The organism is Glycomyces terrestris (assembly GCF_003933745.1).
GTDB lineage: Bacteria > Actinomycetota > Actinomycetes > Mycobacteriales > Micromonosporaceae > Glycomyces > Glycomyces terrestris.
In genome coordinates, this window is record NZ_RSEB01000004.1 from 1 (window position 1) to 22824 (window position 22824).

A 22824-nucleotide genomic window follows, 5' to 3' on the forward strand; every position below is an offset into this window, starting at 1 on the left:
GACCGACAGCGGGAACATGCACAGCAGGTTGAGCGCGGCGAACTTGAGCGTGTTCACCAGCGCGGGGGCGAAGTACGGGTCGGCGAAGAGCCGCTCGAACCACGCGAAGCCCACGAACGGGTTCTCCCAGAACGGCCGGTAGGGGCTGTAGTCCATGAACGCGATGATGTTCCAGGCCGTGGGCCAGTAATGGAACACCGAGAGGTGGGCGACCACGGGGAGCGCCAGCAGCAGCAGGGGCCAGTCGTGCCGCAGCCGCTGGAGCACGGTCCGCTTGCGCCTGACGATGGGGCGGTTCGCGGGCCGCTCGGTGTCCGGTGGCGCGGTGCTCTGGAGTGTTGCCATCGTTTGGGATTCCAGTCGTCGTAGATCCAGGGTGCCGGTGGGCGGCCGGGCGGCCTCCGCGTCGGGAGGGCCCGCCCGGCCGCAGCGCGCGTCCTATTCGCCGTGGAGGGCCTTGTACGCGTCGGTGTAGTACTGGCGGGCGGCCTCGCCGCCGTTGTTCATGTACGTCTCGACCATGTCCGGGATCGACGAGAGTTCGGCGCGCCCGTAGGCGATGTCCTGCTGCTGGTCCCACAGGGTCGAGCCGGCGGCCTTGGCCTCGGCCGGGGGCTCGATCCGGACGCCCTCGAAGGGGTTCTCCATGCGGTACTCCTGGATGGAGGCGTCGTACGCGAACCGCTCGGCGACCATGTCGGGGTCGCCGGTGAGGAACGTCTGCACCTGGCAGGCCAGCGCCTTGTAGTGCACGGGGCCCTGGACGACCTCGCTGCCCAGCGTGGTGTAGACGGGGGTGCCGTCGGAGCCGAGCTCGAAGTGCTCGCCCTCGACGCCGTAGTTGAGGAGCTCGTACTCCTTGGTGCCGTACGGCGAGGCGCACCAGTTCGCGATGTCGAGGATCTCCTCGACCTGCTCCCTGGAGAGGCTCTTGTTGAGGAAGGTCCAGCCGCCGCTGCCGGAGGCCATCGCGACGGTGGGCGTGCGGCCCTTCGCGGCCAGCGGCGGGAGCGGGGCGACCCGGCCCTCCACCTCGCCGCGCTTGACCTTGAGGTTGAAGTCGTTCCAGCGGACGAGGTTGTCCTGCGTGAACATGACCTGCCCGGCCTCCTGCATCGCGGCGGCGTCGAGCGTGCCGGTGGGGGCGTCGGGGTGGATGAGCTTCTCGTCCCACAGGGTGCGGCGGAACTCCATGAGCTCGGTGAACTCGGGACGCTCGATGTTGTTGACCATCTTCTTCTGGTCCGGGTCCCAGTTCCAGCCGTCGGTGCCGCCGAGGCCGAACCACTGGCCGATGAACCAGTCGAGGCCGGTGGTGGCCCACCGGCCGGCGGCGTCGTCGGACCAGGCGCGGGCGACCTCGAGGAACTCCTCGACCGTGGTCGGCATCGCGAGGCCCTCGGCCTCCAGGAGGTCGACGCGGGCGAGGATGCCGTTGCCCTGGCCGCCGCTGTAGTTCATGGGGATGGCGTAGATGCCGGCGGTCTCGGGGTCGTCGGGGTCCTTCTGCCACACCGCGTACCCCCAGGCCTCCGACGGGATCGCGGCCAGCAGCGGCCAGCGCTCGGAGATGTCGCCCCGCACGATGTCGGTGAGGTCGTAGAAGCTGTTGACCACGGTCTCCTGGAAGTTGCTGAAGGAGCCGGTCATGTAGTTGAACAGCTGGATGCCGTGGCCGTACTCGTCGGCCTTGACCCACTGCACGGCCGTGTCGCCGTAGGTCATGCCGTCGCCTTGGCGCAGTTCGAGCTTCGTGCCGCCCCAGGCCTCGTACACGGCCGAGAAGTACGGGTCGTCCTTGGCGGGGGCGGGGCCCCAGCACGGCACGGTCAGCTCGTAGGTGCCGCTGCCCGAGGGCAGGTCGGTGATGGCCTGGACCGGCTCGGGGTAGGAGGTGAAGCCGGAGGGGTGGTGCGGCGGTTCGCCGACCAGGTCGGGCTCGACCGGCAGCGGCCACTCCTCGTGGGTCGGGAGGAAGTCGTAGCCGGTCGTGGCCTGCGTGCTGCCGTTGTTGGACTCGATGTCGGAGCAGGCGGCGATGACCGGGAGGCCCGCGGCCCCGGCGGCGCCGAGCCCGGCGGCCTTGAACAGTGAACGGCGCTTGAAGGGCGCCCGATCGGAGGGAGTAGCCATGTCGCTGACCTCGTCGTTGCGAAGGGATGGAGCGTGGGGCAGATCAGCTGCATCGAGGGATGTGGATACCTGACCTGGTGCGATGTACCGTACGCAGAACCGCGCAACTTTGTCAACACATGAAACCAACTTCGTTTCCAAACGGTGGCCCAGAATCGCGATGAAACGCCCGTATGGGGGCAGACATCAGTGCGGGCCGGTCCGGATACCGTGAACGGTGAACAAACCGAGGAGATCGCCATGGACAAGACCCCGTCGGCCGAGGGCCGCCCGCCGCGGGCCGCGCTCACCGGGCTGGAGCGCAGCACCCTGCGCGAACTGCTCATCCACGGCCCCAAGTCGCGCGCCGAGATCGCCCGCGACCTCGGCCTGTCCCGAGCGAGCCTCACCAGGGTCACGCGGGCGCTCCTGGCGGAGGGCCTGATCACCGACGGCGCGGTCGAGCTGCGCGGCGCCACCGGCCGGCCCAGCGAGGTCCTCCACCTCCGCCCCGAAGGCGCCCGGTTCCTCGGCGTGAAGCTGACCGGCGACCGCGTCTTCGCCGTCGTCACCGACCTCGCCGCGCGCGCCCTCGCCGAGTACGACGAGCCGCTGTCCTCCACACGCCCCGAGGACGTCGTCGCGCAGATCGGCGGCGCCTACGACCGCCTCGCGGCCGAGCACCCCGGCATCACCGCGGCCGGCGTCGGCGTCGCCGGCGACGTGGTGGCGGCCGGCGGCAGCCAGGTCGTCCGGGAGTCGCCCTTCCTCGGCTGGAGCGGGGTCCCCCTGGCCGACCTCGTCAGCGAGCGCCTCGGCATCCCCGCCACCGCCGAGAACGACATGCGCGCCCTGACCGCGGCCGAGCACTGGTTCGGCGTCGGCGCCGGGTACGAGTCCATGGTCCTCATCAGCGTCGGCGCCGGGATCGGCGTCGGCATCGTCGTCGACGGCAAGCTCGTGACGGGCGCCGGCGGCAGGGCCGGCCGCCTCGAGCACCTGCCCGTCGACCCCTCCGGGCCCCGATGCGAGCGCGGCCACCGCGGCTGCCTGGCCGCGTACGTCCCCAACTCGGCGATCGTCGGCGCGCTGCGCACGCCCGGCCTCGACTACGGGCAGGTCGTCGCGCTCGCCCGCGGCGGCGACCCCGCCGCCCGCCAGGCGTTCCGCGAGGCCGGCCACGCGCTCGGCCTCCTCACCGCGACGCTGGCGAACACCATCGACCCCGAGCGGATCGTCATCACCGGCGACGGCATCGCGGTGACCGAGCTGGCGCGCGACGAGCTCGACGCGGCGATCGCGCTCCACCGCGACCCGCCCGGCGCGCCCCTGCCCCTCGACATCCAGCCGTTCGAGTTCGACGAGTGGGCCCGGGCCGGGGCCGTCCTCGCGATCCGCGACTTCCTCCGGTTCTGAACCCCGTTCGTTTCCTCCGTTGACAAAGGCGGGAGCGTTGCCGATACTTGGACGGCCCCGCACCGCCCCAGTCCGACGAGGAGACCCCATGAACGACCCGAGCGCCGCCGTCGCCGAAGCCCCGCACTTCCGGCGGCCCGACCCCGAGCCGGTCGGGGACCCCGGCCCCCGCGCCGGCGGGAAGACCCGCATGCTCTGGGCCGGAGGCGTGTCCGTGGTCGTCCACCTCCCCGAGCGCGGCCTCCCCGAGGTCCTGCACTGGGGCCGCGATCTCGGCGACCTCGGCCACTCGGACTTCGAGCAGCTGCACCGGGCCCGGATGCGCTCGGTCTCGCCCAGCGCCCTCGACGCCCCCTGGCCCCTCACCCTCGTCCCCGGCGAACCCGACGGCTGGGAGGGCCGCCCCGGCTTCGCCGCGCACCGCGCCGGCCGGGCCGAGTACCCGCGCTGGACCGTCGCCGACGCCGACTTCGAGACCGACGCCGAGACCGGCACGCTCCACGTGCGCGCCGAGGCCCCCGGACTCCTCCTCCGCAGCGAACTGCGCCTCGACGACGCCGGCGTCCTGCGCGTGTCGCACGAGCTCGTCAACACCGCCGACGAGCCGCTCGCGCTCGCCGCGCTCGAAGCCGTCATGCCCGTCGACGACCGGGCCGCGGAGGTCCTCGACTTCACCGGCCGCTGGACCCGCGAGCGCGTCCCGCAGCGCGGCCCGCTCGCCCAGGGCAGCCGCGTCCGCGAGACCCGCCGCGGGCGCACCGGCCACGACTCGCCCTTCGCCCTCGTCCTGGGCACCCCCGGGTTCGACGCCGCCGCCGGGGAGCTGTGGGCGGTCCACCTCGCGTGGAGCGGCGACGCCGTCTACCGCCACGACGCCCTCCCCGAGGCGCGCACCCTCCTCGGGGCCGGGCCGCTCCTGCGCCCCGGCGAGATCGAGCTCGCCCCCGGCGAGTCCTTCCGCGCCCCCGACGCCGTGTTCGTCTGGAGCGACGGCGGCCTCGACGGTCTAGGGGAGCGTTTCCACCGTTCGCTGCGCGCCCGGCCCTCGCACCCGCGCGGCCCCCGCCCGGTGGTCCTCAACACGTGGGAGGCCGTCTACTTCCAACACGACCTCGGCCGCCTGGAGGCGCTGGCGCGCACGGCCGCCGGGATCGGCGTCGAGCGGTTCGTGCTCGACGACGGCTGGTTCCGCGGCCGCCGCGACGACCGCGCCGGACTCGGCGACTGGACCGTCGACCCCGCGGTCTGGCCGCAGGGCCTGCACCCGATCGTGCGCACCGTCCGCTCCCTCGGCATGGAGTTCGGCCTCTGGTTCGAGCCCGAGATGGTCAACCCCGACTCCGACCTCGCCCGCGAGCACCCCGACTGGCTGCTCCAGCCGGCCGCCGCCCGCGAATGGCGCGGCCAGTACGTGCTCGACCTCACCAACCCCGAGGCGTTCCGGTACCTGCTCGAGTCGATCTCGGCGCTCGTCGCCGAATACTCGCTCGACTACCTCAAATGGGACCAGAACCGCGACCTCATCGAGGCCGTGCACGACGGCCGCGCGAACGTCCACCGGCACACCGAGGCCGTGTACCGGCTCCTGGACCGGCTGCGGGCCCGCCACCCCGCGCTGGAGATCGAGTCGTGCGCCTCCGGCGGCGCCCGCGTCGACCTCGGCATCCTCGAACGCACCGACCGGGTGTGGGCCTCCGACACCAACGACCCGGTCGAGCGGCTCGCGATCCAGCGCTGGACCGAGCTGCTGCTGCCGCTCGAACTCATCGGCTCGCACATCGGCCCGCCGACCGCCCACACCACGCGCCGGGCGGCGAGCCTCGACTTCCGGATCGCCACGGCGCTGTTCGGGTCCGCGGGCGTCGAATGGGACGTCACCTCGTGCACGCCCGCCGAACTCGACCGGCTCCGCGAGGGGATCGCCTGCTACCGCCGCCTGCGCGGCCTCCTCCACACCGGGACGGTCGGGCACCCCGACACCGGCGACGACGGCGCGACCGCCACGTCCGTGGTCAGCGGCGACCGCGACCGCGCGGTCGTGCGCGTCGCCCGCCACGCCACCGGGGACCGCGCCCTGGCGACCGCGCTCCGCATCCCGGGCCTCGACCCCGAGGCCCGCTACCGGATCGCGCCGGTGCCCGAGCTCGCGGTGCCGCGCGGGCTCGACGAGGCGCCCCCGCCGTGGCTCGCGCACGGCCTGCGGCTGCCCGGCTCGGTGATCGCCGACGTCGGCGTCCAGCTGCCGCTGCTCGCGCCCGGCGAGGCGCTCGTCCTCGAACTCGCGCGCGAGCAGCGGGCCGGGTGACCGGCGGTCTAGCCCAGGCGCAGGAGCCGGGCGCCGTGGGCCGGCACCCGCAGCCGGATCCGGCCGTCCTCGACCGGGACGTCGGCGCCCTGCCACAGGTCGCGCGCGCCCGCGGCGCCCGCCTCGCCGACGTCGGCCAGGTGCAGGTCGACGTCGGCGTCCTCGTCGCCGAGCCAGAACACCGCGACCGCCGCGCCCTCGTCCAGGTCGGCCTTCCAGACCGCCAGCGAGTGGTCGCGGACGAGCTCGCGGCTGCCCCGGTTGCCGAGCACCGCCAGGACCTCGCGGTTGCGCAGCAGTTCGAGCGTGTCCGCCGGCGTGTCCGGGAGGTGCCCGCCGAACATGAGCGGCGAGCGCATCATGCACCAGAGCGTCATCATCGTCCGCTGCTCCTCGAGCGTCAGGCGCGAGACCCGGTCCTGGCCGACGTGGGCCCGGATGCCGATGCGCCCCAGCGGCAGCATGTCGGCGTCGCCCCACGCGCCCGGCACCTGGTGCGGCGCCCAGCGCGCCGCGCGCTGGAACATCTCGTGCAGGGCGCTCCAGTCGTCCCACAGGTCGTCGGAGATGCGCCACATCTCCGCGTGCTCGCGCAGGTGCTCGAGATGCGCGAAGGACAGCGCCTTGCCCGGCGAGAGGCTGAGCACGATCGGGCGCCCGCACTTGTCGATCGCGCGCGAGTACGCGGCGATGTCGGTGCTCTGGGTCGGCGGGTGGAGCACGTCGTCGAGCTTGACGAAGTCCACGCCCCACTCGGCGAACTGCGCCACCTGGGAGTCGTAGTACGCCTGCGCGCCGGGCGCGGTGTGGTCGATCCCGTAGTTGTCCGGGTTCCATTCGCACGCGTTGGCGCGGTCGGCGATCTGCGCCGCCGTCGTGCCGCCGCCGAGGACCGGGAGGTCGAGCTCGACGGCCTTCTTCGGGATGCCGCGCATCATGTGCACGCCGAACCGCAGGCCGAGCGCGTGCACGCGGTCGGCGAGCGCCTTGAACGAGCCGTCCGACGCGGACGGGAACCGGTTCGGCGCCGGGAGCTGGCGCCCCCACGCGTCGAGCACCGGGTCGGCGACCGCGTTGTACGCGTGCCGGCCCGGGTCCGGCTCGTACCACTGGATGTCGACGACCACGGTGTCCCAGCCGAACGGCTTGAGCTCGGCGGCCATGAACTCGGCGTTGGCGACCACCTCGTCCTCGGTCACCGAACCGCCGAAGCAGTCCCAGCTGTTCCAGCCCATCGGCGGGCGCTGTGCGGCGTGCTTTCTCGCAGAAGTCGTCATGCGACCACCGTAGGCCCCGCCGCCCGCCCGCGAATCCTGCCCGCTTGGCGGTTCTTCCGGGATCCTTCGCTCGGATACGATCGCCCCTCGTGAACCACGAAGCGGTAGCCGAGCTGGCGAACGCCCGGATCTGGGTCGCGCGCGGGAGCGCCCCGGCGATGCCCCGCGCCCACAGCCACGACGACATCGAGCTGAACGTCGTCACCAGCGGCGCCATCGAGTACCTGATGGGGGAGCGGCGCCTGCGCGTCGAGCAGGGCCGGGCGGCCCTGTTCTGGGCCAGCCTGCCGCACCGGCTGCTCGAGCCCGAGGGCGAGCCCGCCCAGGTCTGCTGGGTGCACGTGCCGCTCTCGACGGTGCTCACCTGGGACCTGCCCGCGCCCGACCTGCGCCCGCTCCTCGAAGGCCGGCCGGCCCTCGCCCCCCTGCCCGCCGACGTGGACGCCACCGGGGTGTGGCGGCGCTGGGAGGCCGACCTCCTCCGCGGCGACGCGGCCACCGCGCTCCTGGAGGTCCACGCCCTCATGCGCCGGACCCTGTCCGCCGCCCGGAACCCGGCCGCCGGCCGCGGCCCGGACTCGCGCCCCCTCGAGATGGCCGCGTTCATCATGGAGCGGTTCCGCGACCCGATCTCCGCCGCGGACGTCGCCGCCGTCGCCCACCTGAACACCGAGTACGCCATGACCGTGTTCCGCCGCACCTGGGAGATGACGATCGGCGACTTCCTGCTGCGCCGGCGCGTCGCCGAGGCCCAGCGGCTCCTCGCCACCACCGACCTCGACTGCTCGGCGGTCGGCTACGCGGCCGGATTCGGATCGGGCAGCAGCTTCTACGCCCAGTTCGCGAAGGCCACCGGCACCAGCCCCGGCCAGTACCGCACCGCCCTGCGCACCACGCGGGACGCGCACCTCGCCGGGAGATAGGACCGGGGCCCCCGGCCGGCGTCGCACCCTCGCATGACCGGCCGGAGACCCCGCGGTGTCCGGGCACCTGCTAGGCCCAGTCGCGAATCCTCATCTCTGTTCCTTTCCGCCGGAACGTGAAAGGGAACGCGCGCTCCGGCCCCCTGATCGTGCCCGCGCCCCCGGCGCCCGTGCCGTTCCCGAACGAAACCGAACGGCGGCGCGCGGGAGTGTCGCCGGGCCGGGCTACCGTTCCCACAGAGGAGGTGCCGTGCCCCAGCCGCCAAGCGACCCGCGAACGTTCCAGGTCCTCGACGACCTGGCCGGATACCTGCGCGAACTGCGCGCCGCGGCCGGCGGCACCCCATTCCGGGCCATCCGCGCCGGCATCCGCGACCTCCACCGGCAGCGCTCCGCGCCGGAGGAGCCCCCGTCCCTGTCCGCGCTCCACGGCTACTTCCAGAACGGCCGCACCCGCATGGACCCCGGCACCGTCCTCGACATCGCCCGCGTCCTCGGCCTCGGACCCGACGGGCTGCAAGCGCTCGACCAGGCCTGCCGCCGCGTCCTCGACCGCGCCAACCGCGCCCTCATCGTCGCCACCCGCGACGCCGTCCCCGCCCCCACCGCCCACTTCACCGGGCGCCGCGCCGAACGCGACCGCATCGGCGCCCTCGTCGCCGCCGCCCACGCGGCCGGACGGGCCGCCGTCGTCGCCGTCGAAGGCATGCCCGGCATCGGCAAGACCGAACTCGTCCACCAGGCCGCCCGCGACCTCGCCGACGCCGGCCGCACCGACGGCACCCACCTGTACGCCGACCTGCGCGGCCACGACCCCCTCGACCCGCCCGCCGCCCCCGACGCCGTCGTCCGCGGCTTCCTGCGCCACCTCGGCGTGCCCGGCCGCCGCATCGACGCCCTCACGCCCGCCGCCCGCGCCGCCCTCCTCCACGCCGAACTCGCCCCCCGCCGCGCCCTCCTCGTCCTCGACAACGCCGCCGACGCCGCCCAGCTGCGCCCCCTCCTGCCCCGCGGCCCCGGCGCCACCGCCCTGATCACCAGCCGCCGCCGCCTCGCCGACCTCGACGCCGACCGGCTCCACCTCGACGCCGTCGACCTCGAGGCCGCCCTCGACCTGCTCCGCCGCCACGACCCCACCGGCCGCCTCGACCGCGCCCCCCGCGAGGCCGCCGCCCTCGTCGACCTCTGCCGCCACCTGCCCCTCGACCTCGCCGCCCTCGGACGCCAACTCGCCGGCAAACCCGACTGGGACCTCGCCGACCACGTCGAGCGCCTCCGCCGCATCCCGCCGCACGAGCACAGCGGCCCCGCCCTCGCCCTCTCCTACGACGGCCTCCCCGCCCCCGCCCAGCGCCTCTTCCGCCTCCTCGCCGTCCACCCCGGACACCGCATCACCCCCGCCGGCGCCGCCGCGCTCGCCGCCGGCGCCGTGCCCGACGTCCCCGCCGCCCTCGCCCGCCTCTACGACGAGAGCCTCCTCCTGCGCCGCGGCGACGGCCCCTACGAGTTCCACGACACCGTCCGCGCCTACGCCACCGACCTCGCCCACCGCGAGGACCCCGCCAGCCGCCAGCGCGCCGCGATCGGCCGCCTCCTCCGCCACTACCGCGACCGCCTCGCCGACCCCGCGAACGCCTGGCTCGAAGCCGAGCGCGACGAACTCCTCGCCTGCCTCCACCTCGGCGGCCACGACGACGCCGTCGCCGACCTCGCGCGGCTCCTCAACCGGCGCCTGCGCCTCCTCGGCCACTACGGCGACGCCCGCATCTGCAACCGCCAGCTCCTGCGCCTCGCCCACCGCACCGGGAACCTCGCCTGGGAGGCCGACGCCCTCGCCGGCCTCGCCGAGATCGACCGCCTCACCGGCCGGTTCCGCACCGCCACCGCGGGATTCGAGGAGGCGCTGCGCCTGCGCCGCCTGACCGGCGACCGCGCCGGCGAGGCCGACGCCCTCCGCGGCCTCGCCCAGACCGCCTCCAACCACGACTACCCGACCGCCGCCCGCCGCTACCGGGCCGCCCTCCGGATCCACCGCGACCTCGGCAACCGCACCGGCGAAGCCGAGACCCTCTGGGGCCTCGCCGAGATCGCCATGTCCCTCGGCCGCCACACCGAGGCCGCCACCCACGCCGCCGCCGTCGCCGCCATCTGCCGCGGCATCGGCAACCGCGTCGGCGAAGCCTACGGCCTGCGCGCCCTCGGCGACGTCGCCGCCGCCCGCGGCCGCCTCGACGACGCGCGCGCCCACTACCGGCGGTCCCTCGCGCTCTGCCGCCGCACCGGCAACCGGCGCGGCGCCGCCAACGCCTGGCGCGGCCTCGCCGACACCGCGCTGCGCGCCGGACGCCTCGACCGCTCCGAACGCCTCCACCGGCGCGCCCTCGACGGCTCCCGCGCCATCGGCGACATCGCCGGGGAGGCCGACGCGCTCCGCGGCCTCGCCGAGACCGCCGCCGCCCGCGGCGACCTCGCCGCCGCGGCCGACCGCTTCCGCCGCGCCCTGGAGATCTACCGCTCCACCGACGACCGCCACGGCCAGGTCCACTGCCTCGAGGGCCTCGCCCGCGCCGCCGACCGCCCCGCCCGCGCCCGCCGCCACCGGCAGCAGGCCCTCGCGCTCGCCGAGGCCGCCGGCATCCCGCTCGCGGCCGACCTGCGGCGCGCCCTCGCCGCCCCCGAACTGTCCACCATAGACTGAACGCGCCCGCCGCCGCGGCTCACGACGAGCCGCGGCGGCGGGCGCGCCGGATCAGCCCAGCGTCCACCGCTGGTTCGCGCCGCCGTTGCACGACCACAGCACGATCTTCGTGCCGTTCACCGTGGCCGCCCCGGACACGTCGAGGCACAGCCCCGACGCCGCGTTCGTGATCGTCCCGTCCGCGTTCCGGTTCCAGCGCTGGTTCGCCCCGCCGTGGCAGGTCCAGATGATCACCTGGGTGCCGTTCGCGCTGCCGCCGCCCGAGGCGTCCAGGCACTTGCGGGTCGTCCCCGAGTACACGGTGAGTTCGCCTGCGGCCGTTGCGGTCCACTGCTGGTTCGCGCCGGTCCAGCAGTCCCAGATCTGGAGCTGCGTCCCGTTCGTCGTGGACTGGTTCGGCACGTCCAGGCACCGGTTCGACGCCGCCGACCGCAGCGCCCCGGTGGCCGGCGCGGGACCGCCGCCGTCCGGGCCGGCGGCCTCCATGATCGCCGCGGCCCCGGCCGGGACGCTGCTCGCGGAGAACACGGTGTTGTTGCGGACCACGTTGCCGCGCTGGCCGTCCGGGATGCCGGTGATCTGGGAGCTGGTGGAGTAGTTCCCGGTCAGCGTCAGGTTCCCGGTGTTGTGCCCGCCGGCGATGTTCGCGTGGGCCCACTGCCCGGCGGTGTTCATCATGACGTTCCCGGTCACGGTGAGGTACCGGGAGCCCTCGTCGAAGTACATGCCGAGCTGGCCGGTGCGGTCGCAGAAGTTCCCGCTCACGGTGCTGTTCGGCTGGGCCGAGAGCGTGTAGATGCACCCGGCGTCCCACAGCGTGTTCACGGTGTCGACGAGGTGGTTGCCGGTGATGCGCACGTCGGTGAGCGTCGTCGGCGTGCTGTAGACCGGCTGGAAGTCGTAGAGCCCGCGGTCGCGGTACTCCTGGCTGCCGCCGGGGTCGTTGGCGCCCCAGCCGTACCCGACGCCGATGCCGCTGTAGGGCATGTCGGCGATGTAGTTGTGGTCGATCGTGAGCCGGGTGGCGTAGGTGGCGAGGATCGCGTCGTTGTCGAGGTAGTCGAGCGCCGTGCTGTAGATGCTGTTGTCCGCGATCGTGATGTCGCGGTTGATCATCCGCGTGTCGGAGGGGTGGTGCGCGTCGGGCCGCACCCCGCCGACGGCGATCGCGCCCCCGGCGCTCTCGGTGAAGGTGTTGCCGAGGACGTCGATGTCGTGCGCGCCCAGGCCGGTGCCGGTGCCGTGCGCGTTGGCGTCGTTGCCGATGCCGAGCGCGATCGAGCCGAGGTTCCGGAACGTGTTGTCCTGGAACACGATTCGTTCGGCGGCCGAGACCTGGACGGCCCCGGGGGTCTGCGACCAGCCGTTGCGCGAGCCCTCGAAGCCGCGGCAGCCGCGGGAGCAGCTGGTGAACGCGTCGGACGGCCGGTGCGCCTGGACGCCGGTCATGAACGTGCCGGTCTGCTGGTTCGCGTACCCGTCGGAGGAGTTGGGGTGCAGCCACGAGGTGCCGGTGAAGGTGAGCCCCTCGAAGCGGAGGTCGTGCACCGGCTGGGCGTACGTGCCGCCGACCTGCACGAGCGACTCCAGCCGCGGCATCTCGACGCGCGCGTTCGCGAGGTTCTGGCCCTGGAGCGGCTTGTAGTAGAGCCGTCCGGCGCCCGCGTCGAGGTACCACTCGCCGGGCTGGTCGAGGAAGCGCTTCGCGTTCGCGAGGAAGAACCGCGGGCCCACGAACGGGTTCTGGACGGTGTCCCACCCGTACGTGTTGTTGTTCCACGCGGGCTGGCGCATCGTCACCGTGGTCCCGGAGATCGAGTCCACGGGCGTGATCCGGGTGGTCCACGTCAGGTTCGCGCGCAGCTCGATCCGGCGCTGGTCGGGCAGGGTCGAGAGCCAGTTCAGGCTCGAGTTGCGGATGGTGAACCCGCTCGCGGTCAGCGTGATGTCGCTGGGGGCCAGGCTCATCTCGGCGCGCCGGGCGAGGACGCCGTCCACATAGAGCTGCCGGGTGTCGAAGCCGGTGCCGACGTCGGCCCGGTAGATCCCGGTCGCGGCGTCGTCGAGCACCCAGCCGGTGACGGCCTGGGCGCCGGTGACGACGGGGGCGGCGCCGTCGGCGGCCCGCCAGGTGACGGTGTGGCCGTTCCGCCCGGAGTCGGCGGCGTCGAACCGCAGCGGCGCCGTCAGCCGGTAGGTGCCGTCGAGGAGGATGACGGCGACGTCGCCGTCGCCCGCGGCGGCGGCCTGGCGGGCGCGCCGCTGCGCCTCGGGGAGGGTCCGGAGCGGCTGGGCCGCGGTGCCGGCGCCGCTGTCGCTGCCGGTGGGGGAGACGTGGATCTGGTACTGGGCCTGCGCGTGTGCCGGGGACGCGCCCAGTCCGGCGAGGGCGCCGGCGGCCGCGATGAGGAGGGCCGCCGCGAGGGCGCGCAGGCGCCCGGGGGGTGAGTGCCGCATGTCGAGTCCTTTCTCGATTCGATGAGGCGGGTCAGGGGTCGGCGGGCACCCGTCCGGCGGCGTTCGCCGCCTCGGTCTCGAACGGCTCCGGGCGGGTGCGGGATCGGTCGGTGGCGGGATCGGTCTCGGTGGCGTGCAGGCGGAGTCCGGCGCGGGCCGGGCGCACGCCGGGGCCGGCGGGGTCGGGCGGGCCGGGCCGCAGGCCGAGGTCGGCGACGGCCTGCTCGCAGACCTTCAGGCCCAGGCCGGGGGCGTCGCCGAGGACGAACGCGCCGTCCTCGATGTCGAGGTCGGCGGTGACGCCGACCGGCGGCCACAGGTCCTGGAGCTCGCTGACGAGGTGGTTCGGCACGGCGGTCGCGGCGTGCAGCAGCCCGACCGGGACGTTCCCGATCGGGCTGACCGGCAGGTCGTGGGCGTGCGCGAGCGCGGCCACGCGCAGGAAGTGCGTGACGCCGTGGACGGCGGCGGTCTGGACGATGTCCACGGCCCCGGCGTGCAGGAGCGGGCGGAACTGCTCCAGACCGGTGAGGTTCTCGCCGGTCGCGACGGCCGCGCGCACGCCCCGCTGGACGACGGCCAGGCCCTCGGCGTCCCAGCGGCGCACCGGCTCCTCGATCCACGCGAGGTCGAGGGTGCGCTCGAGTTCGCGCACGTGCCGCACGGCCTGCTTGCGGCTCCAGGTCTCGTTCGCGTCGAGCATGAGGCCCGGCCGGGCCCCGCCGCCGGCGTCGGCGAGCACGTCCCGCACCAGGGTCAGCCGGCGACGGTCGGCCTCGACGTCGAGGCCGCCCTTGAGCTTGGCCGCGCGCAGGCCGCGCCCGGCGTAGACGCCGTAGGCCGCGGCGAGCTCCTCGTCCCCGAGGCCGATGTCGAGCCCGGACGCGTAGGCCGGCACGACCCGGTCGCGGCCGCCGAGGAGCCGCCACAGCGGCTCGTCCGCGAACTGCGCCTTGAGGTCCCACAGCGCGGTGTCGAGCGCGCCGATCGTCCCGAACACGGCCCCGGCGTGGCCGGCCTTGAACGCCGACCGGAGCATCCGGTCGTACAGCGCGGCGGTGCTCCGCGGGTCCTCGCCGTCGATGGCGGAGAAGACGTCGGCGATCCCGGCGTGCGAGCCGAGCCCGACGCCGGTGGCGCCTTCGTCGGTGTCCACCAGGACGATCGGGAGGACGGTGACGCCGTCGGCGAAGACGCCGTTGGCGTCCCCGACGGGCCGCGCCCACTCCTGGACCGTCGTCAGCGTGCGGTAGCCGGTGATCCGCATGTCATCCCTTCGTGGAGCCGGCGGTGACGCCGGAGGCGATCTGGCGCTGGAAGAACAGGTAGAGCAGCAGGACGGGGACGGCGGCGATGAGGACGCCGCCGGCGAACGTCGGGATGTCCGCGGAGTACTGGCCGCGGAGCGCGGTGACGCCGGTCATGAGGGTGCGGTGCTCGGGCGAGGGCATGAGCAGCAGGGCGATGAGGACGTCGTTCCAGCAGAACAGCGCGTCCAGGATGCCCACCGACAGGAGCGCGGGGCGCCCCAGCGGCAGCATGATCCGCGCGTACACCCCGTACGTCGAGTTCCCGTCGATGCGGGCGGCGTCGGTGATCTCGCCCGGGATGCCGCTGTAGTAGCTGGTCATGAGGAAGACCGTGAACGGCAGGAACTGCGCGGTGTAGGCGAGGATCAGCCCGGGGTAGGTGTCGACGAGCCCGGCCTGCCCCATGGTGCGCGCGAGCGGGACCATGATCACCTGGAAGGGGATGAACAGGGCCGCAAGGCAGCCCAGGAACAGCACCCGGGAGCCGCGGAACCGCAACTGGCTCAACGCGAATCCGGCCATCGAACCGAACAGCAGCAGGAGCGCCACCGAGCCGGCCACGACGATGAGCGAGTTCGCGAGGTAGCGGCCCATGTCGGCGCTGCCCCACGCGGTGGCGAACGCGTCCCAGCGCAGCGCCTCGGCGGGGGAGAAGCGGTCGAGGACGTACTCGTGGCGGGTCTTCATGGCGACGTTCGCGGTGAACACCAGCGGGTACACCGTGGCGGCCGCGAGGGCGGCCATCGGCAGGGCGACGAGCCAGCGGCCGGCGCGGAGCGGGGCCATCAGTCCTCCCTCCCGGAGCGCCGCAGGATCGCGAGCTGGGCGAGCCCGACCGCGAGCATCACGACGAAGAGCACTGTGGACGCGGCGGAGGCGAGCGCGGGGCGGCTCATCTGGCCCTGCTGGAACCAGATGTAGTACTCCGGCAGGTACGTCGAGCCCTCCGGGCCGCCGCCGGTCATGACGTACAGGAGCCCGAACATCGAGGTGAGCATCCCGATCATGGTGGTGACGACGACGAACTGGATCGTGCGGGCGAGCCCGGGGACGATCACGTGCCGGATCACCAGCGGCAGCGAGGCGCCGTCGACGCGGGCGGCGTCGATGAGCGAGGTGTCCAGGGTGGCGAACCCGGCGAGGAACACGACCAGGGCCATCCCGAACGTCGCCCAGACGTGGACGCCGACGACGGCGTAGATCGCCACATCGGGGTCGCCGAGCCAGTCGACCGGCCCGAGCCCGACGGCCCCGAGGAGGGCGTTCGCCGGGCCGTCGTAGGCGAGCAGGAGGTTGAAGATCGCGCCGATGATGACCGGGGAGAGCACCGCGGGGAAGAAGTAGACGCTCCGGTAGAGCCGGTGCCCGGGCACCCGCAGGTAGATGAAGGTCGCCAGGAGCCCCGGGATCGCCACCGCCACGGGGAGCAGCAGCACGAGCAGGCCCGTGTTCCGCATGGCCTCGGCGAACAGCGGGTCGCCGAACAGGGTCCGGTAGTTGTCCCATCCGACGTTCTGGCCGTTGCGGTCGCCGTCGCCGGTGAACGAGAAGTTGACGCCCAGCGCGAGCGGGTACAGCCGCAGCCCGGCGATGACGAGGACCGCGGGCGCGACGAGGACGTAAGGGGCGAGGCGTTCGGCGCGGGGGAATCGCAGGTTCCCGCGCCGAGGCCCCCGCACCGTTCGGGGTGCCGCCGCGCGTGCAGTCTCCCCGGCGGGGCCCGCCGCGGCGGGCCTGACGGAGGTCGGCGGCGTTCCGATCGGCATGTCTCAGCTCGCCTGGTCGCTCGCGGCGAGTTCGCCCAGCGCCTCGTCCACTGTGGTCGAGCCGCTCAGGAGCTCCTGGGACAGCCGCCCCATGAGCTCGAGGGTCTCGGCCGACAGCGCGACGTGCAGCGCCGGCTTCCCGGTCGGGATCTGGGCGACGATCGCGGCCGCGGCCGGCCCGGCCCCGGAGGCGTCGATGGTGGTGTCGGCGGCGATCGCGCCGGCGTCGGCGTAGAACGCCTCCAGCGCGGCGGTGGAGGTGAGCGACCGGACGAGGTCGGCGGCGAGCTCCGGATCGGCGGTCCACTCGGCGACGCCGTACCCGATGCCGCCGTCGTACGGCAGGGCCGGCGCGGCGCCCGCGGCGGCGACCGGGGCCGGCATGACGCCGACGTTCTCCGCGCCGATGAACTCCCCGAACTCCTTCCAGTGCCCCACGTCCGACATCAGGCCGACGACGTGGGCGGCCTCCCCGGCGTCGAAGAGCGCGAACTCGTCGTTGAACATCGCGGTGGAGTTGACGCCGTCGTTGTTGAGCCCGGCCTGCTCGGCCTCGACCCACAGCTCGAAGACCCGCCGGACGCCCGGCGAGGTCCAGTCGCGGTCCCCGGCGATCCACGCGTCGTACTCCTCGGGGCTGAGCACGCCCGGCCCGATCCCGGACAGGAAGAACTGGATGCCGTAGCCCTCCTTGTTGCCCATGGCGAAGCAGTCGGCGCCGGTGGCCTCGGTGATGGCGGCGCAGTCGGCGAGGAACTCCTCCCACGTGGCGGCCGGCGCCTCCGGGTCGAGCCCGGCCTCCTCGTACAGCGCCTTGTTGTAGTACAGCGGGTGGCCCTGGAGGGTGACCGGCGCGGCGTAGACCTGCCCGTCGGCGGTGAACGCCTCCCAGCCGGCGAGCCGGTCCATGTCCTCGGCGAGGAGGTCGTCCAGCGGCAGCAGGGCGTCGGCGCGGTCGCGCAGCTGGCCGCCGCCGTTGAAGAGCATGACGTCGGGTCCCTCGCCGGACTGGATCGCGGTCCCCAGCAGGTTGTAGTACTGGTCGAAGGGCTGGGCCACGAACTCGACCTCGACGTCGGGGTGCCGCTCGGCGAAGTCGGCCTTCGCGGCCTCGATGTAGGAGGCGGCGGTCGCGTCCCCGGACTTCCAGTCCCAGACCACGAGCGTCCCGTCGCCGCCCTCCGAGCCGGAGTCCGGGGCCGCGGCGCTGCCGCAGCCGTACAGCGCCAGCGGCGCGATGAGGGCGGTCGACCACAGTGCTCGTCGCTTCATTGCAGATCACTCTCCGTGGGGGTGGCCGGGGGCCCGGCGCGAAGGTCGCTCGTAAACATAACTCGTATGACGTCTTACGTCAATGGAGTGACGTATACTCGGCCGCGAACCGCGCCCGACCGGCGCCCGGGGCAGACGGAGGTCCGATGACGACAGTGCAGCGACCTGGCGCCGACCCGGCGCCCCCCGCCTGGTCCCGCCGCCCCGCCAACCTCGCCAAGGCCGTCACCGCCGAGCTCGTCCAGCGCATCGTCCGCGGCGACTACCCCTCCGGCGCCGCCCTCCCGGCCGAGCACGCCCTGTGCGACGCGTTCTCGGTGAGCCGCACCGTGGTCCGCGAGGCCGTCAAGGTGCTCCAGGAGAAGGGCCTGGTCCAGATCCGGCAGGGCTCGGGCACCCAGGTGCTCCCGCCGACCTCCTGGAACCTGCTCGACGAGCAGGTGCTGGCCGCGACCATCGACGAGGACGGGACCCTCGGCGTGCTCGACGACCTCGTCGTCACCCGCCGCCTCCTGGAGGCCGACATGGCGCACGTGGCCGCCCGCACCGCCGACCGGGACGCGCTCGACCGCATGCGGGACCTCGTCGACCGCATGGACGCGCTGGTGGACGACCCGGAGTCCTACCACGAGCACGACCGGGCCTTCCACGACGCCGTCATGCGCGCCTCCGGCAACCGCATCGCCCGCGCCGTCGTGCGCTCGCTCGAGAGCCAGGTCATCAACACCGCCAGGTACATGGGCCGCACCGAGCGGGCGCTGTGCGAGGCGTCGAACCGCGGGCACCGGCGCGTCTGCGAGCGCATCGCGGCCGGCGACGCCGAGGGCGCGGCCGCGGCGATGTTCGCCCACATCACCGAGGCCTGGCTGGTGCGGCGCGGCGCCGAGGGCGATCCGGACCGCCTCGCGCGCTGACGCAGGCCGCAAAGATCTGATGTCTGTGCCTGGACGGCAAGGACATTCAGGGGCGAACTTCGGATAACACTCGGGTCTTGACGGCATACATCCAATCTATATAGACTGACGTCGATATTCAAGGCGTTGCACGGCCCGTTCCCCCGACCCGTTCTGGGAGCGATTCCAGACTTCGGTGGGCCGCATCCTCCTTCATGGACCTCTCATGCGGCGCCGGTCCACAGTGCAGTCTCCACCGAGCCTGACCTCAAGGAGTAGCTTCCGATGTCGAGATTCAGATCCGCGTTCGCCTGTCTCGCGGCGGCGGCCGTCCTGGCGCTGGCCGGCGCCGCGACGGCGCAGGCCGCCGAGGCGCCCGCGGCCCCCGCCGCGGCCGACGTGAGCGCGACGGCGAGCTCGGGGTGCGGCAAGGCCCCCACGCTCACCAGCGGCACCCACACCATCCAGAGCAGCGGCCAGAACCGCTCCTTCATCCTCAAGATCCCCGCCGGCTACGACCGCAACAAGCCCCACAAGCTGATCTTCGGCAACCACTGGTGGGGCGGCACCGCCAACGACGTCGCCTCCGGCGGCAGCGACGGCGCCGTCTACGCCCACTACGGCCTCGACGCCCTCTCGGGCGGCTCGGCGATCTTCGTGGCCCCGCAGGGCCAGAACAACGCCTGGGCCAACTCGAACGGCATCGACGTCGTGTTCTTCGACGACATGATCCGCCGCATCGAGGCCGACCTCTGCGTCGACGAGTCGCAGCGGTTCTCCCTGGGCTTCAGCTACGGCGGCGCGATGAGCTACGCGCTCGCCTGCGCCCGCCCGAACGTGTTCCGCGCGGTCATCGCCATCGCCGTCCCGGGCCCGGTCAGCGGGTGCAGCGGCGGCTCGGGCGCCGTGGCCTACTTCGGCATCCAGGGCGTCACCGACAGCATGCCGAACGCCCGCGCGATGCGCGACCGGTTCGTGGCCAACAACGGCTGCGCCCAGCAGAGCCCGCGCGAGCCGGCCTCCGGCAGCGGCACCCACATCACCACCAACTACTCGTGCCGCGCCGGCTACCCGGTCCGCTGGGCCGCGTTCGACGGCGGCCACCAGCAGGGCCCGGTCGACGGCTGCACCGGCTGCGAGAGCGGCGCCCGCAGCTGGGTCAAGAACGAGGTCTGGAACTTCATCAGCCAGTTCTCCTCGACCCCGCCCGCCGAGACCGACCAGGTCCGCAACAACGCCGCGAACCGCTGCCTCGACGTCTCGGCCCAGTCCACCGCGAACGGCGCCACCACCCAGCTGTGGGACTGCCACACCGGTTCGAACCAGCAGTGGACCCGCACCGCCTCGCGGCAGCTGACCGTCTACGGCGGCAAGTGCCTCGACGCCGAGGGCGCCGCCACCGCACCCGGCACGCGGGTGATCATCTGGGACTGCCACAGCGGCGCCAACCAGCAGTGGAACGTGAACGCCGACGGCTCGATCACCGGCGTCGCCTCGGGCCTGTGCCTGGCGACGACCAACGGCGGCACCGCCAACGGCACCGGCGTGGTCCTGGCGAGCTGCAACGGCTCGGCCGCCCAGAAGTGGACCTTCGTCTGACCGACCGGCCGGCGCGTCCTCGACGCCGGCACTGAGAGGACGGGCCTCCCTCGCGGGAGGCCCGTTCCGTTGCGCCGCTAGGCGGTGAACTGCCATGAGTTCACGTTGAACAGGTAACCGCCGCCGCCGGTGAACTTCAGGTGCAGGTCCCGCGTCCCGGTCGCGCCGCTCACCGGGCACGACACGTTCGTCCAGACCTGCCATCCGCCGGTGCCCGGGACGGTGCAGGTGCCCACGAGCGGCCCGTTGGGCCCGTCGAGCCGCACCTCGATCCGCCCGCCCGCGGTCGCCGAGGCCACCCGCGCGGTGAACGTCCGCGCCCCGGACCCGAAGGCCGCGCCCTCGACCTTGATCCAGTCGCCGTTCTCGATCCAGCCGACGTTCATGCCGCCCTCGGAGGAGCGCTCGGTCTCCACCCCGTTCGCCCACGCGATCGTCTCGGCCTCCTGGCGCGTGAACGGGTTGAGCGTCCCGACCTGCGGCGGTCCGGCCGTGGTCATGTTGATGATCGGGATCGTCCCGTCGGCGTTGTACGTGAACCGCTCGACGGCCACCGACCTGGTGAAGCCGCCGCCGCCCGGCAGCGCGCCGTTGTGGTAGAAGAAGTACGACGATCCCTTGTAGTCGATCACCCCCGGGTGGTTCGTGAAGCTCGACCCCTGCGTCGGCATCACCGTCCCGCGGTACGTCCACGGCCCGGTCGGCCCCGGCGCGGTCGAGTACGCGATGTGCTCCGAGCAGCACTGCGCCGCGAAGACCATGTAGTACAGCGAGCCGCGCTTGTACACCCACGGCCCCTCCTCGTAGAGCGTCGGCCGGTCCGTCCCGCCCGGCCGGACCCCGAACCCCTGCGTGGTCAGCGGGATGCGGTTGACGCCGCCCGAGTACGAGGTCATGTCGGCGTTGAGCTTGACGTACCACAGGTTCGGGTTGCCCCAGTACAGGTACGCCTGGCCGTCGGTGTCGATGAACACCGAGGGGTCGATCTCGCCGTTCTCGACCAGCGGCCGCCCGAGCGCGTCCCGGAACGGGCCGGTCGGGTTGTCGGCGACGGCCACGCCGATCGCCATCCGCCCGGTCGCGTCGTTGACGACCGGGACGTACCAGTAGAACTTCCCGTTGCGCTCCACCGCCTGGCCGGCCCAGGCGTCCTGGCGCGCCCAGCTGAAGGTGTCGATGTTCAGCGGCGAGCCGTGGTCGGTCCAGTTGACCATGTCCTCGGACGACCAGACCCGCCACTCGCGCATGGTGAACCAGGTCGAGCCGTCCTCGTCGTGCCCGGTGTACAGGTACACCCGTCCGTTGTGGACCAGCGGGGCGGGGTCGGCGGTGTAGATGGTCTGGATGATCGGGTTGTCGGCCTGCGCCGGGGAGGGCGACGGTTCGGCGGCCGGGCTCAGCGCGGCCGCCGCGAACGCGAAGGCGACCGCGAGCACCGCCGTCCGCCTCCGATGGGATGTCTGCATGGGGAACCTCGTCTTCGAAACGTTCGGAAGTCTCCTCGAAAGTTGCGGAGGGTGCTCTCAGGGTAGCGACGGCGCCATCACATGTAAATAGATCGATTTCGATGTGACCGTGCGCTGCGCGTCGAAAGGTTCGATCAATGCGATCGACGACTCAGAAATCACAGGACAAAACCGCGAAAACTTCAGCCTCAGTCACCCGTGAGCGACCTTTACCGGTAAAAAAATCTGATGTTTAACCGCTTCAAGTGTTGACGGCGACGAGCGCGCGGTCCTAGCGTGAACAACATTCCTGGAACCGAACGCAAAGGAGCGGGCGTGAGCATCTGGAACGGGGAGCGCCGCCGCGCGGCGCACCGGACGCAAGGACCACCGCGGTGACCGCCGCCGCAGCCCCGCCGCGGGCCGCCCTCCGCGAACGCCGCCGCCGCACCCGCAGGCGCAACCTCCGCCGCCACTGGCAGCTGTACGTCCTGCTGGTCCTCCCGGTCGCCTACTTCGTGGTCTTCCACTACATCCCCATGGCCAACAACGTCATCGCCTTCAAGGACTACAACGTCGTCCAGGGCATCTGGGGCTCGCCGTGGGCCGGGTTCGACCACTTCGAACGCTTCTTCGCCAACCCCGTCGCCTGGGACCTCATCCGCAACACGCTGATGCTCAGCCTCTACGGCTTCCTCGCCGGGTTCCCCGTCCCGATCATCCTCGCCCTCGCCCTCAACGAGGTCCGCGCCCGCTTCTTCAAGCGCACGGTCCAGATGGTCACCTACGCGCCCCACTTCATCTCCACGGTCATCGTCGTCTCCATGCTCATCCTGATCTTCTCCCCGCGGATCGGCTTCATGGCCGACGTCCTCGGCTTCTTCGGGATGAACGCGAACCTCCTGGCCGACCCGGACGCGTTCCGCAGCGTCTACGTCTGGAGCGACGTCTGGCAGACCGCCGGCTACTCCGCGATCATCTACATGGCCGCGCTGGCGGGCATCGACCCGAGCCTGTACGAGGCCGCCCGCCTCGACGGCGCCTCGCGCCTGCGCAAGATCTGGCACGTCGACCTGCCCGGCATCGCGCCCACGGTCGTGGTCGTCATGGTCCTGAGCGTCGGCAACATCATGGCGGTCGGCTTCGAGAAGGCGTTCCTGCTCCAGAACCCGCTGAACCTCTCGACCTCCGAGATCATCGCGACCTACACGTACAAGATCGGCCTGCTCAACGCCGACTTCAGCCTCGCGACCGCGGTCGGGCTGTTCAACTCCGTCATCAACCTCATCCTGCTGCTGGTCGTGAACCAGGTCGCCAAGCGCGTCACGGGCAACGGACTGTGGTGAAGGGA

Annotated in this window: 15 protein-coding genes and 1 pseudogene; 7 read left to right on the forward strand and 9 right to left on the reverse strand. The window is 72.9% G+C overall.

Features of this window, described 5'->3' with window-relative positions; genetic code table 11:
* Together EIW28_RS14145 and EIW28_RS14150 are read right to left on the reverse strand one after the other, a co-directional pair.
* Positions 1 to 345: pseudogene (locus EIW28_RS14145) on the reverse strand (sugar ABC transporter permease); the annotation flags it as partial.
* A 93-nt stretch (positions 346 to 438) separates the two neighbouring features.
* Positions 439 to 2133: a type 2 periplasmic-binding domain-containing protein gene (locus tag EIW28_RS14150; protein WP_125248376.1), complete on the reverse strand. Its 1695-nt coding sequence runs from the start codon at positions 2131 to 2133 to the stop codon at positions 439 to 441.
* A gap of 240 nt (positions 2134 to 2373) precedes the next feature.
* Between EIW28_RS14150 and EIW28_RS14155 the strand changes: the two genes are divergently transcribed.
* Together EIW28_RS14155 and EIW28_RS14160 are read left to right on the forward strand one after the other, a co-directional pair.
* Entirely contained in the window at positions 2374 to 3528 is a 1155-nt protein-coding gene (locus EIW28_RS14155) for an ROK family transcriptional regulator (RefSeq protein ID WP_125248377.1), read from the forward strand.
* 88 nt (positions 3529 to 3616) lie between these two features.
* Positions 3617 to 5833: an alpha-galactosidase gene (locus EIW28_RS14160; protein WP_125248378.1), complete on the forward strand. Its 2217-nt coding sequence runs from the start codon at positions 3617 to 3619 to the stop codon at positions 5831 to 5833.
* Positions 5834 to 5841: 8 nt separating this feature from the next.
* Here EIW28_RS14160 and EIW28_RS14165 read toward each other — a convergent pair whose 3' ends face one another.
* Positions 5842 to 7110, reverse strand: a complete 1269-nt coding sequence (locus EIW28_RS14165; RefSeq protein WP_197717271.1) for a glycoside hydrolase family 27 protein — start codon at positions 7108 to 7110, stop codon at positions 5842 to 5844.
* Between the two features lie 89 nt (positions 7111 to 7199).
* Here EIW28_RS14165 and EIW28_RS14170 point away from each other — a divergent pair, with 89 nt between their 5' ends.
* Together EIW28_RS14170 and EIW28_RS14175 are read left to right on the forward strand one after the other, a co-directional pair.
* The gene (locus tag EIW28_RS14170) at positions 7200 to 8033 is read left to right on the forward strand and encodes a helix-turn-helix domain-containing protein (RefSeq protein ID WP_125248379.1); all 834 of its coding nucleotides are present in this window, start codon (positions 7200 to 7202) and stop codon (positions 8031 to 8033) included.
* Between the two features lie 250 nt (positions 8034 to 8283).
* A complete protein-coding gene (locus tag EIW28_RS14175) occupies positions 8284 to 10731 on the forward strand; it encodes a tetratricopeptide repeat protein (protein ID WP_125248380.1) in 2448 nt (815 codons plus the stop codon).
* A gap of 51 nt (positions 10732 to 10782) precedes the next feature.
* Here the strand turns inward: EIW28_RS14175 and EIW28_RS14180 are convergent, their stop codons facing one another.
* From EIW28_RS14180 to EIW28_RS14200, 5 genes are read right to left on the reverse strand one after another with little or no spacing between them, the layout of a single operon-like run.
* Positions 10783 to 13188 carry an RICIN domain-containing protein gene (locus EIW28_RS14180; protein ID WP_125248381.1) on the reverse strand — a complete coding sequence of 802 codons (2406 nt, stop codon included), beginning with the start codon at positions 13186 to 13188 and terminating at the stop codon, positions 10783 to 10785.
* 31 nt (positions 13189 to 13219) lie between these two features.
* Positions 13220 to 14455, reverse strand: coding sequence for a mandelate racemase/muconate lactonizing enzyme family protein (locus EIW28_RS14185; RefSeq protein ID WP_125248382.1), 1236 nt, complete (start codon positions 14453 to 14455; stop codon positions 13220 to 13222).
* A 1-nt stretch (position 14456) separates the two neighbouring features.
* On the reverse strand, positions 14457 to 15284 hold the full coding sequence (locus EIW28_RS14190) for a carbohydrate ABC transporter permease (protein ID WP_125248383.1): 828 nt from the start codon (positions 15282 to 15284) through the stop codon (positions 14457 to 14459).
* Positions 15284 to 16264 (reverse strand): carbohydrate ABC transporter permease, encoded by a 981-nt coding sequence (locus EIW28_RS14195; protein WP_125248384.1) that lies wholly within the window; start codon positions 16262 to 16264, stop codon positions 15284 to 15286. Before EIW28_RS14195 ends, EIW28_RS14190 begins: the two co-directional genes overlap by 1 nt.
* A gap of 3 nt (positions 16265 to 16267) precedes the next feature.
* Entirely contained in the window at positions 16268 to 17536 is a 1269-nt protein-coding gene (locus EIW28_RS14200) for an ABC transporter substrate-binding protein (RefSeq protein WP_125248385.1), read from the reverse strand.
* Positions 17537 to 17682: 146 nt separating this feature from the next.
* Between EIW28_RS14200 and EIW28_RS14205 the strand changes: the two genes are divergently transcribed.
* Both EIW28_RS14205 and EIW28_RS14210 read left to right on the forward strand, forming a co-directional pair.
* Entirely contained in the window at positions 17683 to 18450 is a 768-nt protein-coding gene (locus EIW28_RS14205) for a FadR/GntR family transcriptional regulator (protein WP_125248386.1), read from the forward strand.
* Positions 18451 to 18714: 264 nt separating this feature from the next.
* Positions 18715 to 20028, forward strand: coding sequence for a ricin-type beta-trefoil lectin domain protein (locus EIW28_RS14210; RefSeq protein ID WP_125248387.1), 1314 nt, complete (start codon positions 18715 to 18717; stop codon positions 20026 to 20028).
* Positions 20029 to 20105: 77 nt separating this feature from the next.
* Here EIW28_RS14210 and EIW28_RS14215 read toward each other — a convergent pair whose 3' ends face one another.
* Positions 20106 to 21494 carry a glycoside hydrolase family 43 protein gene (locus EIW28_RS14215; protein ID WP_125248388.1) on the reverse strand — a complete coding sequence of 463 codons (1389 nt, stop codon included), beginning with the start codon at positions 21492 to 21494 and terminating at the stop codon, positions 20106 to 20108.
* Between the two features lie 374 nt (positions 21495 to 21868).
* On the opposite strand from EIW28_RS14215, the gene EIW28_RS14220 reads away from it, so the two are divergent.
* Positions 21869 to 22819, forward strand: coding sequence for an ABC transporter permease (locus tag EIW28_RS14220; protein ID WP_197717273.1), 951 nt, complete (start codon positions 21869 to 21871; stop codon positions 22817 to 22819).
* Positions 22820 to 22824 lie beyond the last annotated feature (5 nt).

Coding starts and splice junctions, on each gene's coding strand:
- EIW28_RS14150 (WP_125248376.1), bottom strand. CDS start 2,133: ATGGCTACTCCCTCCGATCGGGCGCCCTTCAAGCGCCGTTCACTGTTC.
- EIW28_RS14155 (WP_125248377.1), top strand. CDS start 2,374: ATGGACAAGACCCCGTCGGCCGAGGGCCGCCCGCCGCGGGCCGCGCTC.
- EIW28_RS14160 (WP_125248378.1), top strand. CDS start 3,617: ATGAACGACCCGAGCGCCGCCGTCGCCGAAGCCCCGCACTTCCGGCGG.
- EIW28_RS14165 (WP_197717271.1), bottom strand. CDS start 7,110: ATGACGACTTCTGCGAGAAAGCACGCCGCACAGCGCCCGCCGATGGGC.
- EIW28_RS14180 (WP_125248381.1), bottom strand. CDS start 13,188: ATGCGGCACTCACCCCCCGGGCGCCTGCGCGCCCTCGCGGCGGCCCTC.
- EIW28_RS14185 (WP_125248382.1), bottom strand. CDS start 14,455: ATGCGGATCACCGGCTACCGCACGCTGACGACGGTCCAGGAGTGGGCG.
- EIW28_RS14190 (WP_125248383.1), bottom strand. CDS start 15,284: ATGGCCCCGCTCCGCGCCGGCCGCTGGCTCGTCGCCCTGCCGATGGCC.
- EIW28_RS14195 (WP_125248384.1), bottom strand. CDS start 16,264: ATGCCGATCGGAACGCCGCCGACCTCCGTCAGGCCCGCCGCGGCGGGC.
- EIW28_RS14200 (WP_125248385.1), bottom strand. CDS start 17,536: ATGAAGCGACGAGCACTGTGGTCGACCGCCCTCATCGCGCCGCTGGCG.
- EIW28_RS14205 (WP_125248386.1), top strand. CDS start 17,683: ATGACGACAGTGCAGCGACCTGGCGCCGACCCGGCGCCCCCCGCCTGG.
- EIW28_RS14210 (WP_125248387.1), top strand. CDS start 18,715: ATGTCGAGATTCAGATCCGCGTTCGCCTGTCTCGCGGCGGCGGCCGTC.
- EIW28_RS14215 (WP_125248388.1), bottom strand. CDS start 21,494: ATGCAGACATCCCATCGGAGGCGGACGGCGGTGCTCGCGGTCGCCTTC.